This is a genomic window from Vibrio sp. MarTm2, from assembly GCF_027587055.1.
Classification (GTDB): Bacteria; Pseudomonadota; Gammaproteobacteria; order Enterobacterales; family Vibrionaceae; genus Vibrio; species Vibrio sinaloensis_D.
On sequence record NZ_JAPPTK010000003.1, the window covers coordinates 227,438 to 242,608 of the forward strand.

Sequence of the window (15,171 nt, forward strand, 5' to 3'; positions counted from 1 at the left end):
GCCTAGCTGTATCACAAGTGTGACAAATTAGAGCGTAGGTCACTTTAATAAATTTTTTACACTGTAAATCTGAACTCCGCTACGTGGGAAAATGATGCTCCTCTTTCAACGAGTAAACGGCCGTCACACAGCGTCCATTACAGGAATAGTCTAGTGATGAACAAAGCGCTTTGGCCAGCATGATACCGCGACCATAACTGCGCGGCGGCCCATCGCCTTGTTGCGGCAGTTTATATTCGAACCCCTCGCCATTGTGTTCGAGCACCATCATCAACTGGGCTTCATTTGGCTCATAAGTGAGACGCAGCTTCAGCCAAGCCTCATCATCAAGGGTTTTTAAACGTTCTTCACGCATCTGATAAAACAAGAAGAAGCCATCCGGTTGCTCTTTGATCGACGAATCTAATTTGAGTAAACCATGTTCAATCGCATTGGCAAACAGTTCAGAAAGCACCGAGCAAACCAAATCGAGATGCGCTCCCATGTACAAGATACCGCTGAGATACTGCCTGACTTCGGTCATCACATTCACACTTCTTAACACCGGAGCAGGGAAATCAAGCGTTGAGTGTATCGGTACTTTGTTGATGTTGAGTTTAACGCTTTTTAAGTCTGGCTCTTGCGTACTGGAGATGGGGAACTTCATAGCCAATATCGACAAGTCATCATCGACTTTTTTGTGGGCAAATTGACGTACAGAATCATATAAAACAGGAATCACTGGGCGTGGGCTAGCAAGCGCTTTTTCTAGGCGCTCAAGGCCAAATTGCTCTCCTTCTCGGTTGCACGCTTCAATCACCCCATCGGTATAGCAAATAATCTGCTGGTCTGGCTCAAGCTTCATATGGACAAGATCGGTTTCAAACTCTCTTGGCTTGAGCACGCCAAGCGGCATATGTCTTGAAACCAGTCGACGATCGATTGAACCATCTGAGTTAATCACATACCCATCCGGCAAGCCGCCTCCCCACCAAGAGACTTCAAACCCGTTGGCCCGAATTTCAAAGACACTGGCGGCGAGCATCATGCCCATCGGCAAGAAGCGAACTAGGGCATCATTAATTTCGCTGACAATTTCTCCAAGCGACATTCCTTTCGCCGCCATAGAGAAGAACGCGCGAGTTGCAGGAATAGCTGAAATAGCCGCAGGCAGCCCATGGCCTGTTGCGTCTGCAATCATTACGTAGACCCCACCATGAGGACGGTGGGCGACAACAATCAAGTCGCCATTAAACACCGTTGAAGGAGTGGAAATGTAGTTAATCCCATAAATATTGTTGACCTGAGAGCTCATCTCTTCCATCAGATTGGAGAAAATGCTCTCTGCAATGGCGTAGTCGTAACGAACCTGCTCATGGAAATGACGCAGCTCATCACGCTGCTCCGTGACCTCATTATGCATTCGGACAATGCGATAGTGCGCCTGTACTTTTGCCAGCAAAACACTGCGCTCGACAGGTTTAAGAATAAAATCATCCCCATAATGCAGGCAATTTTCGAACGACGCGTGATCATCAAGCACGGTAAGAAAGATAATCGGAATGTGAATGTTCGGGAATGCGTTGCGAATCTCTTTCGCCGTGGTGAATCCATCTTTTATCGGCATCATCACGTCAAGGAGGATAATATCCGGCAAGGTGTCCATCTGTTCCATTGCACTCACAACACCCTGTCCGTTTTCAAACAGAGTCGTCTTTTCTGCGATATGACCGAGCATAAACCGACACAGCTCGCGGTTTGTTGCATGGTCATCAACAATCATGACATGCATAGCTTCTCCTTGAGTTTACTCAATTGAGAACTTCTTATCGAAGCGAGAAATGATCAAAATTTTACGCACTTGAGGCAAGGTGTTGGTGATACGGATCATGCCGTCATCTTGCTCTAAATAACTGTGCATATTGAGCAGCATTCCAAGCCCAGCACTATCGATGTAATCCACTTTGCGTAAGTCGATGGTAAAACGGTAATCTCGCCGGTCGGTGTAGCAGCGACGAAAATCTTGCACTAAGTTAAAGCCAAACGCCCCTTCAATTAAAATGGTGACGTGCCTTGAGCCTGAGTCTACCTGAGCTTCTACTGACATATAGGGTTCCTCCATTGGAGTACAAAGCATAAACAGCGTTAGAAGAGCTCGACCTCTCCCTCTTCGATACTAGACTGAGAGGCCGCGGGGGCATCTCGATGTTGCACTTGCGAATACAGCTCTTGAGTGGATTGGATAAACTGCTCCGCGTCGATGCGTTGCTGATTCCACTCATCACACAGTTGAGAAAACGCCAGCAAATAGTCGACGGTCTGTTTGGCATAATCCCCTTGCTGCACAACGATATCAGCGAACTGCAATGCTCGTACGCCGTTATCCACCTGAACATGTAACCGCTCACCGCTGTCACTGATTTTTTGTATTTCATGCTCGATTGAGACGTTGACCTGTTGCACGCCTCTGAGCATTTCGTCCACTTTGTCTTTTGACTCTATCGCTTCAGTCATATCAATCGAGGCCATTTCTCCCACGGTTTGGTTCGCCTCTTTGACCGTACGCTGCGCGATGTTGATCTCTTGTTCAATCTGGTTGTTGAGCTCTTCCGCTTTGTGGGACAAGTTACGCACTTCCTGAGCCACAACGGCAAACCCTCGCCCAGCATCTCCAGCGCGCGCAGCCTCAATTGCTGCATTAAGCGCCAGAAGGTTGGTTTGCTCTGACAAGCCGCGAACTTGCTCTAATAGCTTAAACACCGCATCGAGCTTCTCGGACATATCGTGAATACTGTGCACCGCGGAAATACTCTTTTCAGAAACTTGCACCAACGTATCGACGAAGTTTCGGATGATGGATTCGGTTTTCGGCAGTACCTGACTGATGTCATGCTCGCTCCCTGACTGGCCCAATAAATTCTCTACCAGCTCAGCGGTGATTTGGTTTTGCTCTTGCGCCAGTTTTTGCAGTTCAAAGTAACTTTCGTTAAGTGTTTCAACGGATTCATCAATCACCCCTTTTTGATGATTGAGAGGCTCGTGAAGCTGAGAGGCAAGCAATGAAAGTAAGGGTGCCATGTCGGCCGTTTTCTGCTTGCAAGTCTCAGTGCTTACAGGCGGCTTCACATCCAGTTCCACAGGGACCGTTCCTCGTGGAAATACAAACCACGGAATCGCGGCGACGGCGATCATGGCCGAGACAACCAGCAAGGTGGAGGCTTGTGTCACAGCAAACGTCAGCAATAGTACTTGCGTCGTGACGGCAAGGAAGTATCGAGGCTTAATCGACAATAGTGATGTTTTCATAACGCTCTCCTTGCTAATGGTTATCACTCGATAAGTAGTGGCAAATTTGCTCAGACACTTTACCCAGTGGCACCACCGATTCCGCAGCCTCGAGTTCAACCGCTACTCGAGGCATTCCCCACACCACAGAAGTGGCTTGGTCTTGAGCGATGGTTCGCGCGCCTGCGTTTCTCATCCCCAGCATGCCTCTTGCGCCATCTTGCCCCATGCCCGTTAATATCACCCCAATTGACTGTTTGCCTACGGTCTCTGCAACCGTGTCAAACATCACATCCACCGAGGGTTTATGACGATTCACCGCAGGGCGATCATCAAGCTGGCAGTACAGGTGTGTGCCTCTTCGTACGACAACCAAGTGCTTGTCACCCGGAGCAACATAGGCACAGCCATTGACCAATGGAGCGCGATTAGCCGCGAGCTCCTTAACGTTAAGAGCGCAGTTCTCATCCAGTCGCTGGGCGAAGGAGCCGGAAAACATCGCACTGATGTGCTGAGTAATGATGACAGGAGGCAGCCCCGCGGGCAGTGATGACAGCACCTGCTTGACCGCTTCTGTTCCTCCTGTTGAGGCACCGATAGCAATCAACTCAATGCTTGTGCGGCTTGGCGCAGACACTTTAGCCACCTGTGCGCCATGCTCAAGGTGGGTTTCCTGAGCAACGTTCGCCCCAGCGGCGACCTTAATTTTCTCGTTGATTTCACGCTTGTAATTGACCATTTCTGCCGTGCTATCAACCGAGGGTTTGGGGAAATAGTCGACCGCTCCATATTCCAGTGCCGCTAAGGTGGCTTGTGCGCCATGCTGGGTTAAGGTCGAAATCATCACTACAGGCATAGGACGCAAACGCATGAGATTTTTCAGAAACTGGACACCATTCATTTTGGGCATTTCAATATCTAAAGTCAGTACATCTGGGTTGTGACGTTTGATCATCTCTCGCGCTTCATAAGGATCGGCAGCCATGGCGATCACCTCAAGATCGGGATCGGCGTTGATCAACTCTGCCAGTAGTGCGCGAAATACGGGCGAGTCATCAACCACTAGTACTTTGATCTTTTTCATTAAAATAACTCCACGTCATCGTCATGCTTGCGATGACTTTCTCTATCCAACTGATGTGCGTATTTTTCTTCTTGATGTTGTAACCGGTGGACTTCAGTAAATGGAATGCGTTTTAGCCACGCCTTACCACTAATAGGGTCAAACATCACTTTTCTTGGCTCTAGCCCGCCAAGATCTTGTGCGATAACCTTAAGTTGCTCTTGCTCGACATAATTGAGAATAAAGGCGACGTTTTTCGCCCCTATCATCGAATGTCTGCCAAGCATCTGAGCGCCACCAAACAGCTTAAACTGTAAATTGTCTCGCTCTGCCCCTCGTTCAATTAATGCGTTCAGTAACATCTCCATGGCGTGAATACCATAACGAGAGGCGGTAGAAACCAATGAATCCGGCTTCCAACTTTTGATCTGACTATAGTTGTCAAACGGCAGTAGGAAATGGTTCATTCCTCCGACGTTGGCCGTCTCGTCCCAAACACACGCAGCGATACATGACCCAAGCCCCGTTGCGATTAACTCATCAGTGCGCTGGGTACAATAGACACCACCGGGCGTCACCTTAACGATGTGCTTCTCTCTCTGTGGATGGTAGAAGCGATTAAAATGTGCAGTGGGCGTTTGGGTTTTCTCCTCTCGCATACCTATCATCCTTGTCCCTTATTTTTTTACGTAAATGGTGTGGCCAAGATGATGGAAGCCGTCAAAGTCGGCAGGCATACTTTCTGAGTGACCAATAAACAGCACGCCGTTGGGGCTCAACTGTTGATGAAACCGTGTAATCAGCTCCTCCTGTGTTTCCTTATCGAAGTAGATCATCACATTTCGGCAAGAAATCACGTCAAATCGCTGCTCAAAAGACCAATTTTCCAGCAAGTTCAGCCTTTGAAATTGAATCATTTTTTGCAGCCCTAGACGCACTTTAATTTTGCCATTATGGCGACCAATCCCTTTTACAAAGCAGGGCTTGAGGTACTTAATCGGAATCGCTTTTAACGCCTCTTCATCGTAAATACCTTGCTCGGCAACCTCGAGGACACGGGTGTCCAGATCCGTTGCCGTTATCTCTATCGAGTCAAACTGCTCTAGCGCATTGGCCGTGTGGAGTGACGCAATGAAACTGTAAGGCTCTTCACCGGTTGAACACCCCGCAGACCAGATTCGAATGTTCCGCTTACCTTGCTGTGCCCACTCTGAGAGCAATACTTTCTCCATAAAATCAAAATGGTGGTATTCACGGAAAAACTGGGTTTTGTTCGTGGTTAAGCAGTTAATGAAACAGATGCGCTCTTCACTATCTTGCTCAATCAGAGTTCTGTACTCGGCAAAACGCTTTAGCCGTAATCGTCGCAGCTGGCGGCTAATACGACCGTAGACCAAGGTTCTCTTTCTGTCTGAGAAGTAAATGCCCGCATGTTTGTGCATAAACCATTGAATGAACTTAAAATCTTGATCAGTAAGCTCAAATTCTGGTTTGTCGGGCATCCTTGACTCAGTTTGAACTAGAACTCTTCCCATTCATCTCCGTCCTCTTCTAGCTTTAAGCGTGAGTTAGCGACCTTTGGCGTTCTTATTTCCCTGACGTTGCCTTTGCGCCCAGACTCTTTAGTCCGGCTTTCAAATGTGGTCACGTTACTGTCTGTGGCAAAAAAGTTCATCAAGTTGAGGAGTTGCTTACCTTCATCTTTAAGCGATTGGCTTGCCGCAGATGTCTGTTCGACAAGGGAGGCATTTTGTTGCGTCATTTCATCCATGGTCGCCACCGCACGGTTGATCTCATCAATGCCGGTTGATTGCTCTTGGCTTGACGAGGCGATTTGCGCGATCAACTCGCTCACCTTCGCAACCGCATCAACGATCTCACTGAGCGTTTCACCTGACTCATCCACTAATCGAGAGCCTTCATCCACCTTCTCGACGCTGTCTTTGATCAGCCCCTTAATTTCTTTGGCCGCAGCGGCACTGCGTTGGGCAAGGTTACGTACTTCCCCTGCAACAACGGCAAAGCCGCGACCTTGCTCGCCTGCTCTGGCGGCTTCCACCGCAGCGTTCAGCGCTAGAAGGTTGGTTTGGAAAGCGATTTCATCAATCACGCCAATAATGTCGGCGATTTTCTTGCTCGCAGAGTTTATTTCCGCCATGGCAGAGACCACCTGACCTACCACTTCGCCGCCTTTGCTGGCTTTTTTGCTCGCGTCATCGGCGAGATCGTTGGCACCTTTGGCGTTGTCTGCATTGAGCCTTACTGTGGCTGTCATCTGCTCCATGCTCGCCGCGGTCTCTTCCAAGTTAGACGCTTGCGCTTCGACGCGCTGACTGAGATCGTTGTTGCCTTCCGCAATCTCGGTGGAGGCGGTCGCTACACGGGCCGATGAGTGGGTAATTTTCTCGACCATGTTGCGTAAGTTGATGATGGAGGTGTTTACCGCGTCAGACAGTCGTCCAAATTCACCTTTGTTGTCGTCAGACATGGTGCTATTGAGATCCCCATCCGCCACTTGGCTCATAACATCGATACATTGACCAAGCGGCGCAACCATGGTGTCGAGCAAGTTATTGATTCCATCACTCAACTCTTTCATAAAGCCGCTGTACACGCTGGTATCAATGCGCTCACTCAGCTCGCCATCAATCGCTTTTTGGATCAGAGCTTCGACTTGTCGTTGCCCATCTTGCTGCTCTGTAATGTCGACCCATTGCAGCGCAGGGCCAATAAAGTTTCCTTGTCCGTCACGCATCGCGATACAGGTGAGATTGAACTCAAGTGAGCCTACCGCAATATTGGAAGAGAATGGCAAGCGATCAGGATTGGCAATAATGTTTCTCTGATGGCTAGGATTTTTATGAAAAACATCAATATTTTTTCCGACAAGATTACTGGCATCAAACCCTGGCAACACACTTTGCAGATCCCGTTCTCGGCTGCTCAACAGCGCTTTTAGCGACGGGTTAAGGTAAGTAATGATGCCATCTTTATCCGCCATCATTAGGTTGGTGGTCATCCCTTCCACCGCAGAAACCAATCGACCAATCTCACGCTCTTTCGCCAACTCTTCGGTCACATCTTTCCACTCGAGCGTGTTCCCCACGTACTGGCCGTGCGCATCTATGATGGCACCGACATTGAGCTCAATTTGGACATCTTTCACTTTGATGTTGGTGGTGTATGGCAGGTTTGAAGGATTCGATAACAGTTGTCGCTGGTGGCTAGGGTTAACGTGGAAGGCATCAATACAGTAACCGAGCAAAAATTCTTCAGTCGCTTGGAAGTTGGGCCACACCGAACGAAACAAAGCCTCATGCACTTTAAGCAACTCAATCGATTTTTTATTGATGTAGGTGATATTGAAATCCCGGTCTATCATCATCAACGCCGTTTGGGCAGCATTTAACGCACACAGCAACTGCTCTTTTGATATTCCTTGCTCCTCAACCTCAAAATCTTGAGTTAAGGTATCTTGTGTCGGCGCTTTAAACGCTGTATCTACCTCGGATTTCCTGTTCCAAAATGCCATGAGTTACCTCTCAATGATTGCTTTGACCAGTGTTACAACACGCTGATAAAACGGGTTGAAGTCATGCCCCACTGTGTACTTCATGATGGGGTTCAACGAGCTCTGCTGCATCAAACAGAGCGTCCAAATGTATTAAAATTAAATGCCCAGAATCGACCGACGCGATCCCCCTGACGTAACTGTGGTCAACTTCAGGAGCGACGTGCGGTGCCGGTTTGATCTGCTCATCCTTCAGCGGATACACTTCAGAGACACCATCGACAATAATACCAAGTGGATGGTGTTGTGCGTCATTCAGCACGATCACCACCGTTGTCGGACCTAATGTTGCCGCTTGCAAACCAAACCGTAGCCTCAAGTCGACTATCGGCACGTACTCGCCGCGAATTTCTAAAACGCCCTTCATATAGGAAGGGGAATTGGGAATCTCTCGTACAGGGCTCCAACCGCGTACTTCTCGAACATCTAAGATAGGGACACCGTATTCATCGCCATCGAGGACAAAGCTCAAAAACTCTTGCGTCAAACTCATGCGTTCTCCCTTAAGATTCGCTCAATACTCAGCAACTCATTGGTATCAAGCAGCGACATCACCTGTTCATCTACGTTGAGTAAACCTTGTAAGTAGGGGGTGACTAACGAATCTCCAACCGCCGGATACAGCGCATTGTTTCCTTGGCTTATCACATCGCTCACGGCATCAACCACCAATCCCATCAAACGTTGTTCCTGTCCGTTTGAGCTGCGCAATACAATCACGACGGTGGTCGGCAAGTAATCTGCTTGTCCAAGGTTAAATCGAAGTCTCAGGTCTACGACCGGGACAATCATTCCGCGCAAGTTGATCACCCCTAATACAAACTGAGGTGCACGCGGTATAGGGGTCGGCTTTTCCCACACTCGAATCTCTTCCACATCGTTGATGTTCACGCCATAGAGTTCCGCAGCAAGTTGAAAACTGAGAAAGTCCGCGCTTTCACTGACCTCTTCGTTTACTTCGCAGAGCCAAGTTTCAGCATGGGCAGTCATAGACTTTTTCGACGCTTGAGAAAGCTCGTTGCTCAGCAGCGCTTCTGTTTGATTCATCTTGCCTCCTACGCCGCAATCCCTTTGTGTGCCCCTTCTGAGGCTCGGTTCAAGAAGCTGGTGATCAGCCCTTGAATATCGAGTATCAAAGAGACCGATCCGTCTCCAAGAATGGTCGCCCCAGAAATACCACTCACTTTGCTGTAGTTAGACTCTAAACTCTTAATCACCACCTGCTGCTGGTCGAGCAACTCATCAAGCAGCAAACCCACACGATTACCAGCCGCCTCCACAAAGCAGAGAATGCGTTTATCGAGTGCCCCGCTTTCTCCCATTTGCAGCTCTTCTTGCAAACGTAAAATCGGTATGTTTTCTTCACGCAGTCGATACAACTCTATGCCACCAGACGCCAGCTTGATGCAGCTCGGATCGATTTGGATAGACTCAATAATGGTCAGCAACGGGATGACATACACCTCTCCGCCAACTTTCACTAATTGACCGTCTAAAATCGCGAGCGTGAGCGGCAAGCTGATGGTGAAACAGCTGCCTTCGTCCAAACGTGATTCCACCTCAATGTGGCCACCTAACTCTTCAATGTTGCGTCGAACCACATCCATGCCAACGCCTCGTCCAGAGATGTCCGACACTTCATCCGCGGTGGAAAATCCAGGGGCAAAAATCAAATTCATTATTTGCTTGTCAGAAAATTCTTCTCGACGCACATCGGAATCGAGTACACCTTTTTCGATCGCCTTATTCCACAACTTGTCGCAGTTCAATCCCGCACCGTCATCCGAAATTTCGATGACAATGGAACCGCCTTGGTGGTAAGCATTCAGTTCAATTACCCCCATTTCAGGCTTGCCTTTTTCAAGCCTCAACGCAGGCTGCTCAATCCCATGATCGATTCCATTCCTAACCAGGTGAACCAAGGGGTCGACAATGCGTTCAAGTACGGTCTTATCGAGTTCAGTTTGTTCCCCTTTAATCGATAAGTTGACCTGTTTCTCAAGACGACTGGATAAATCTCGAACCAGCCTAGGAAAGCGACTGAACGCAAAACTCATCGGTAACATGCGGATGTTTAGGACGTTTTCTTGTAGGTCTTTGCTGTTTTGCAGCAGCTGATCGAGGCCAGCTTTCAACTTCTCTAACTTATCAATGGAAAAGTCATTGCCAATTTCGGTCAGCATCGATTGGGTGATGACCAGTTCCCCCACCAAGTTGATGAGACTGTCAACTTTGTCGATGTCGACACGAATCGAACTGACACTGACTTCACCCTTTGCCGCTTTAACTACCGGTTGAGGCGCTAGTTCTTGTTCAGCCTCATTACGCGTGCTCACCTCCTGCGCACCGGACGCTGGGGCGATATCACCATCCGACTCACAACTCGGCTCTTCATTGGTTCTCTCTACGATCAAGTCACACTCATCTTCTACCCATTCAAAGATTTCTCGAATCAATAGCTCATCGACAGAAGCAGGTAGCGTAGCAGTCCAACTCAGATAACAAAGCTCAGCTTCAAGGTCATCAATGCTTGGGATGCTTTCAAGGTTTGCGATGATTTCGCATTGGTCATTCAGCTCTTTTAGCTCGCGCACAATACGTAAAGGGTCATTACCACTGAAGAATATCTCTGGGTGAGGTTTAAAGGTGACTCGCCAATCCCCGTTTATGGCGTCTTTTTTTGCGGAGTTGTCATCGGTTGGCTCAGTGAAATCTGGGTGTGAGTTTTCACCTAACAGCGAGTCCAGTTGAGCGCGCACATCATCAAGCAAGTTGTCATCGGTCTCTGTGCCTGACTCATGTTGCTCTAACATACTTTGAATGCAGTCACCGCTTTTGAGAAGCACATCGACCGAGCTTGCACTGAGCTCGCGCTCTCCCGTGCGGACAAGGTCAAGATACGCTTCAACCGAGTGAGTAAATTCACTGATATTAAGCAGGTTAAATGTCGCCGCACCGCCTTTTATCGAATGTGCAGCGCGAAAAATGGTATTGATAGACTCAGCTTCGACGTGTTGAAGATCAAGGTTTAGAAGCACGTCTTCTAACACTTCCAGATTCTCTCGACACTCTTCGCAAAACATTTTGCGTAGCTGTTCCATGTCTAAAGCCATATTGTTTCCCTACCAAAGACGATTTCTATCGCTCGCAGTTCAAGTCGCAATGCCTGCTGCTCGCTTTATTAGTTCGATGATTCTGTTTTGTCTCTCAGCGTGCCAACTTAAATCACACGTTTTAGAGTTTTGAGTAATGTTTCAGGGTTGAAGGGTTTAACCAACCACCCCGTTGCACCGGCTGACTTGCCTTGCATTTTTTTATCGGTGCTGGTTTCAGTGGTGAGCATTAAAATAGGGATAAACTTGTATTGCGGTTTTGCACGCAGCGCTTTTACTAATTCAAAGCCCCCCATGTTTGGCATGTTGACGTCTGAAATCACCACATCAAACTTTGTGCTCATCACTTTACTCAGCGCATCTTGGCCATCGTTCGCGGTTTCGACCTGATACCCCGCATCTTTGAGGGTGTGACTCACCATTTGGCGGATTGAAACTGAATCATCCACAGCTAGAATTTTCGTCATGCTTGCTCTCTCCACAATCTTCATTCCATTTGATCTGCTCACTTAGTCCTAAGGTACCAAGCGCTTCAAGCAGTATCTGAGAAGGATGTTTTAGCTGAATGTCAATTTGATGATTGTTGGCAGAAATGAATAGGGAGCAAAGTGCTTGAACACCAGCCGCATCGACACGGGATACTTGCGAAGCATCAACGACGATTTCGGTGTTTTCAGATAGCCACTCTCTGTAACTCGAAGTGGAATCCAGCACGGTTGAGATATCAAGCGATTCAGGTAAAGCACAGTCCATGTATTAACCTTCACTTTTTATTATTTCTAGCCAATATAAATCTTGTTGCCTAAAAATGAGTGTAGGAAGAACTGAGTAATTCGCAAATGACGGTACTAATAAAAAAGCACCAGAAACATACAAGCCGTTTATCGTTTGAACGAATTATCTTCGAGAAATTAAAGGGTTAGTTAGAAACACTAGTCCCTTACAAAAAAGGCGGTTTTTTGGTGGGGCAATACCAATACCGGTTCGCATCAAATCGATTTACAGTGTAAATAGAACGTCATTTACACTGTAAACTGGTATTTCATCGCAAGATAACTTGCCGATCGGGAGTGTTTTACAGTGTAAATTAACAGGCTCGGTATTGGTTAATCCAAACATCAAGTTGCTGCTTAAACAAGGCTTCAACGTGTTTACGACCCGCACACTGAGCGAGACGAGCACACTCACTCCAATCTTGTTGCTGTACTATTTTCGCAACCAAAAGATCACTCATGGATTGGATAACTTGAGGAGAACGCTTCCACAACGCATCAAGCACAGGAGCAATACTGTCATATTGAGCACCTCCGGCTAAGTAGCCCTGAATCAAGGCATCAAAACCTGTTACATCAACGGAAGCATCACTTTCATCGACCAAACTACGGACTAAGTCGCTTTCAAGATGCTGAAACAAATTCGACAAAGAAAACTGAATAAACAAGCGATAGTAATCGCGAGCGGCAGGAATCCAAGAAGCACATCCACTCACCATCAGCAATGAATGTGTGCCGCTGGCATGGTCGCGACAGCTTCCCAACTTCACAGGGGAAAAGCCGCTGTGTCGCCAAAAATGGACCAGCTCAGACGTCGCCCCAAAACTGGTTGAGTAAAAGTCTGCGCTCGTTTGTCCTTGAAGCTGCGCAACCATCTCTTGACCTATGCCCTTCCCCTGTAACTCAGGGTGAACCGCAATTCTCATGATGCGTAAGCTCGATTGTATTGCCGCTTCTGCGATACCCAACTGCGACGCTAAACTTGACGCCACTAACTGCCCCTTGGGTCGACGGCGTCCTTGCTGAATATCTGAAACGGTTGCCGCGTCTAAACCGCCCTCCTCAACCACTAACAGACATCCTACACAAACATCGCTCTCGAATGTCGCATACAAGGACATGGCGTCGTCATTAAGAAGCAGCAAGAGATCATTCGGTGAAGTCTGATAATGAGCGTTCACTAAAAGTGCGAAGCATGAGCGCAACAGATGAGGGCTATCCAGTAACGTCTGTTTATCCAATCGCGTCAATTGTGTTCGATGCGATTCACACCCGACATTTTCGAGCTCAGCATCCAGTAAGAAGGTCTCAAAAAGCCAACCTTCCAAAGGATCAGATTCATTCCAACGAATCGGTTGTGAGAGTGCATAAGTTTGCGTCCCAGGTCGACACGCCTGTAGCCACGTCTGAAACTTAACCGTGAAGCCGCGACCACAGCCCTCATAGCCATGCACTGTGGTTGAAAATACTGCGCGATGGTAGTGCGCCACCATCTGCTGCAGCATAGGAATGGGAATCGCCGACGCTTCATCCACAAACAGACAATCACAATTGGGTTTTCGTTTTAGCAAATCATCCGGCGCGATAAACTCGATCACTGAATCGCCCAACATCAAACGGCCTTTTTGAACTTGCGCGCTGTCGAGCAGACGCTCTGCGTGCTGGAATATCGGCTGTACCGTCGCCAACGTTGGCGCACAAACCAAAATATGCATAGCACGTGTTTGGATTAATTGCGCCGCAGCGATTCCAAGCGCACTACTCTTTCCGCGACCTCGGTCAGCAACCATGACTAAAGGACGTTTACGATGCCCTTCAACCACCTTACGAATTTTCTCTACCGCTCTACTTTGCTGCTGATAAAGCTCTACAGAAGAGGCATGGCGTGAAGGTAATGCAGAGAGATTGGGGATCTGATTTTGATGCAGTTGATACAAGTTCGCCAAAGAATGTTGTAGCCATTGTCCATCTAGAGAGGATTGATTGTGCTCGGGAGGAAAAACCAAAAGTAGACCGCCACCGCGCAAACACCCCAATGCCGCACTAAAACTGTTGGCGTCGAACTCGCTGCGCAAGTCACAGATCAACAAGCCACACTCCTGGCCAAGCAACTGTTGTCCCTTGTTGTAACCAACGCTGAGGTCAGCATAAGCAAGCACCTCCCCTCCCAACTGAAACACTTTTTCTGATTGCAGCGATTTAGTCACCGATTCAGCGATGCTGACTTGCCATTCGTGCTGGCCATTCAGTACTACGCCGTAACGATGGAAATTTTGACTGGCAATATCGGTCAAAGTAGATAGAAAATGGTGCGTCGCGTTCATGAGGTCTCTCGTTTGGTCGAAACAACAGGCCGCATTATTGCATAAAAAAAGCCGCACGAGGCGGCTTTTCACTGTGAGTTGTTTTGGACTATTTAAGCTTGTCCGCTACATAATCGAGGATGTCTTGCATCACGGCGTCATCCACTTTCTTTAAGTTAAGCGCCAGATTCTGGCCCTTACGCGTGTAGCTTGCGCGCCCTTTGACCAGCTCTTTCTTAGCCGATACTGCCGCTTTCTTTGGCGCCAGCTCTTCAATCCACGCTTCGATGGTTTCCGTCACATCTTTAGTGATACGAGTCACCCCGTGTGCTTGACTGCGCTGCCAAACAAAACCACCTTCAGAGCCACACTTGGCAAGCAACTGATTACGTTTGTCTTCGTCTAGCCCATTAAATTGTTTATGCAGCTTCACAATTGTAGGACGACCTAAGTCCGCGACATTTGGGTAAGCCTGAAGAAGTTCCAAAGGTAAATCGGCAGCCTTCAACGCACCACTGACAAGTGCCTCACTGCATTGGAACATTTTAGCTAACGCTTTCTGATCTTCTGCTTCACCACTTTCTAGCTTCGCGAGCATCTCTTTGCCCTTTTCAAACAATGAAAGCGGCTTGTGCGCATTGGCCACATCAGACAGGAACTTAGCGTGTTCACTGCTAATGTTGTCACCAACGTAAACCAAGAACTCTTTGCCAGCCAAAATACATGACATGCGACGACGGCTACCATCGAGTACTTCGATACGCCCATCTTCGCGCTTGCGACCCACAGCTGGGTATTGCTGCCCACGTTCACGCAAAGTCACCAGTACGTCAGACAGCGCATGTTCGTTTAAAAATGACTGTTCACGTGCGTTTTCAGCAAAGACAACGGTCTGCTCTTTAACCTGTTCAGCAGGAATACGAACCAACTCAAATTGTACAGTTTGTTCACCAGCAACCGCCAACTCAATCACCTGAGCCTGCTCTTTAGCCGCTTGTTGGGCTTGCTGTGGAGTCGTAACATGACGCTTGTTTGCTTTACCAAAAAGACGCGCGTTAAGATCTGAAGTTTTTATTGCCATGCT

The 15,171-nt window shown here is 48.1% G+C and carries 14 protein-coding genes; all 14 read right to left on the reverse strand.

Annotated elements, in window-relative coordinates:
- Positions 1-79: 79 nt before the first annotated feature.
- Entirely contained in the window at positions 80-1,771 is a 1,692-nt protein-coding gene (locus OH458_RS08600; RefSeq protein ID WP_269978007.1) for an ATP-binding SpoIIE family protein phosphatase, read from the reverse strand.
- 15 nt (positions 1,772-1,786) lie between these two features.
- Positions 1,787-2,086 (reverse strand): STAS domain-containing protein, encoded by a 300-nt coding sequence (locus tag OH458_RS08605; RefSeq protein WP_005469115.1) that lies wholly within the window; start codon positions 2,084-2,086, stop codon positions 1,787-1,789.
- A gap of 38 nt (positions 2,087-2,124) precedes the next feature.
- Positions 2,125-3,285, reverse strand: coding sequence for a methyl-accepting chemotaxis protein (locus tag OH458_RS08610; RefSeq protein WP_269978008.1), 1,161 nt, complete (start codon positions 3,283-3,285; stop codon positions 2,125-2,127).
- A gap of 13 nt (positions 3,286-3,298) precedes the next feature.
- Entirely contained in the window at positions 3,299-4,348 is a 1,050-nt protein-coding gene (locus OH458_RS08615; RefSeq protein ID WP_269978009.1) for a protein-glutamate methylesterase/protein-glutamine glutaminase, read from the reverse strand.
- A complete protein-coding gene (locus OH458_RS08620) occupies positions 4,348-4,986 on the reverse strand; it encodes a chemotaxis protein CheD (RefSeq protein WP_269978010.1) in 639 nt (212 codons plus the stop codon). The genes OH458_RS08615 and OH458_RS08620 overlap by 1 nt, the downstream gene beginning before the upstream one ends.
- Before the next feature lie 18 nt (positions 4,987-5,004).
- On the reverse strand, positions 5,005-5,862 hold the full coding sequence (locus OH458_RS08625; RefSeq protein WP_269978011.1) for a CheR family methyltransferase: 858 nt from the start codon (positions 5,860-5,862) through the stop codon (positions 5,005-5,007).
- Positions 5,847-7,859, reverse strand: coding sequence for a methyl-accepting chemotaxis protein (locus OH458_RS08630; RefSeq protein ID WP_269978012.1), 2,013 nt, complete (start codon positions 7,857-7,859; stop codon positions 5,847-5,849). The genes OH458_RS08625 and OH458_RS08630 overlap by 16 nt, the downstream gene beginning before the upstream one ends.
- Positions 7,860-7,920: 61 nt before the next feature.
- Positions 7,921-8,391: a chemotaxis protein CheW gene (locus OH458_RS08635; RefSeq protein ID WP_269978013.1), complete on the reverse strand. Its 471-nt coding sequence runs from the start codon at positions 8,389-8,391 to the stop codon at positions 7,921-7,923.
- Positions 8,388-8,888, reverse strand: a complete 501-nt coding sequence (locus tag OH458_RS08640) for a chemotaxis protein CheW (RefSeq protein WP_269978270.1) — start codon at positions 8,886-8,888, stop codon at positions 8,388-8,390. Before OH458_RS08640 ends, OH458_RS08635 begins: the two co-directional genes overlap by 4 nt.
- A 65-nt stretch (positions 8,889-8,953) precedes the next feature.
- A complete protein-coding gene (locus OH458_RS08645; protein ID WP_269978014.1) occupies positions 8,954-11,011 on the reverse strand; it encodes a chemotaxis protein CheA in 2,058 nt (685 codons plus the stop codon).
- 107 nt (positions 11,012-11,118) lie between these two features.
- Positions 11,119-11,478 carry a response regulator gene (locus OH458_RS08650; RefSeq protein ID WP_038135593.1) on the reverse strand — a complete coding sequence of 120 codons (360 nt, stop codon included), beginning with the start codon at positions 11,476-11,478 and terminating at the stop codon, positions 11,119-11,121.
- Positions 11,453-11,764 carry an STAS domain-containing protein gene (locus tag OH458_RS08655; RefSeq protein WP_269978015.1) on the reverse strand — a complete coding sequence of 104 codons (312 nt, stop codon included), beginning with the start codon at positions 11,762-11,764 and terminating at the stop codon, positions 11,453-11,455. The genes OH458_RS08650 and OH458_RS08655 overlap by 26 nt, the downstream gene beginning before the upstream one ends.
- A gap of 334 nt (positions 11,765-12,098) precedes the next feature.
- Complete coding sequence (locus OH458_RS08660; protein WP_269978016.1) at positions 12,099-14,108, reverse strand: GNAT family N-acetyltransferase; 2,010 nt, start codon at positions 14,106-14,108, stop codon at positions 12,099-12,101.
- A gap of 88 nt (positions 14,109-14,196) precedes the next feature.
- Positions 14,197-15,168, reverse strand: a complete 972-nt coding sequence (locus OH458_RS08665; RefSeq protein ID WP_038187921.1) for a ParB/RepB/Spo0J family partition protein — start codon at positions 15,166-15,168, stop codon at positions 14,197-14,199.
- Positions 15,169-15,171: the final 3 nt, after the last annotated feature.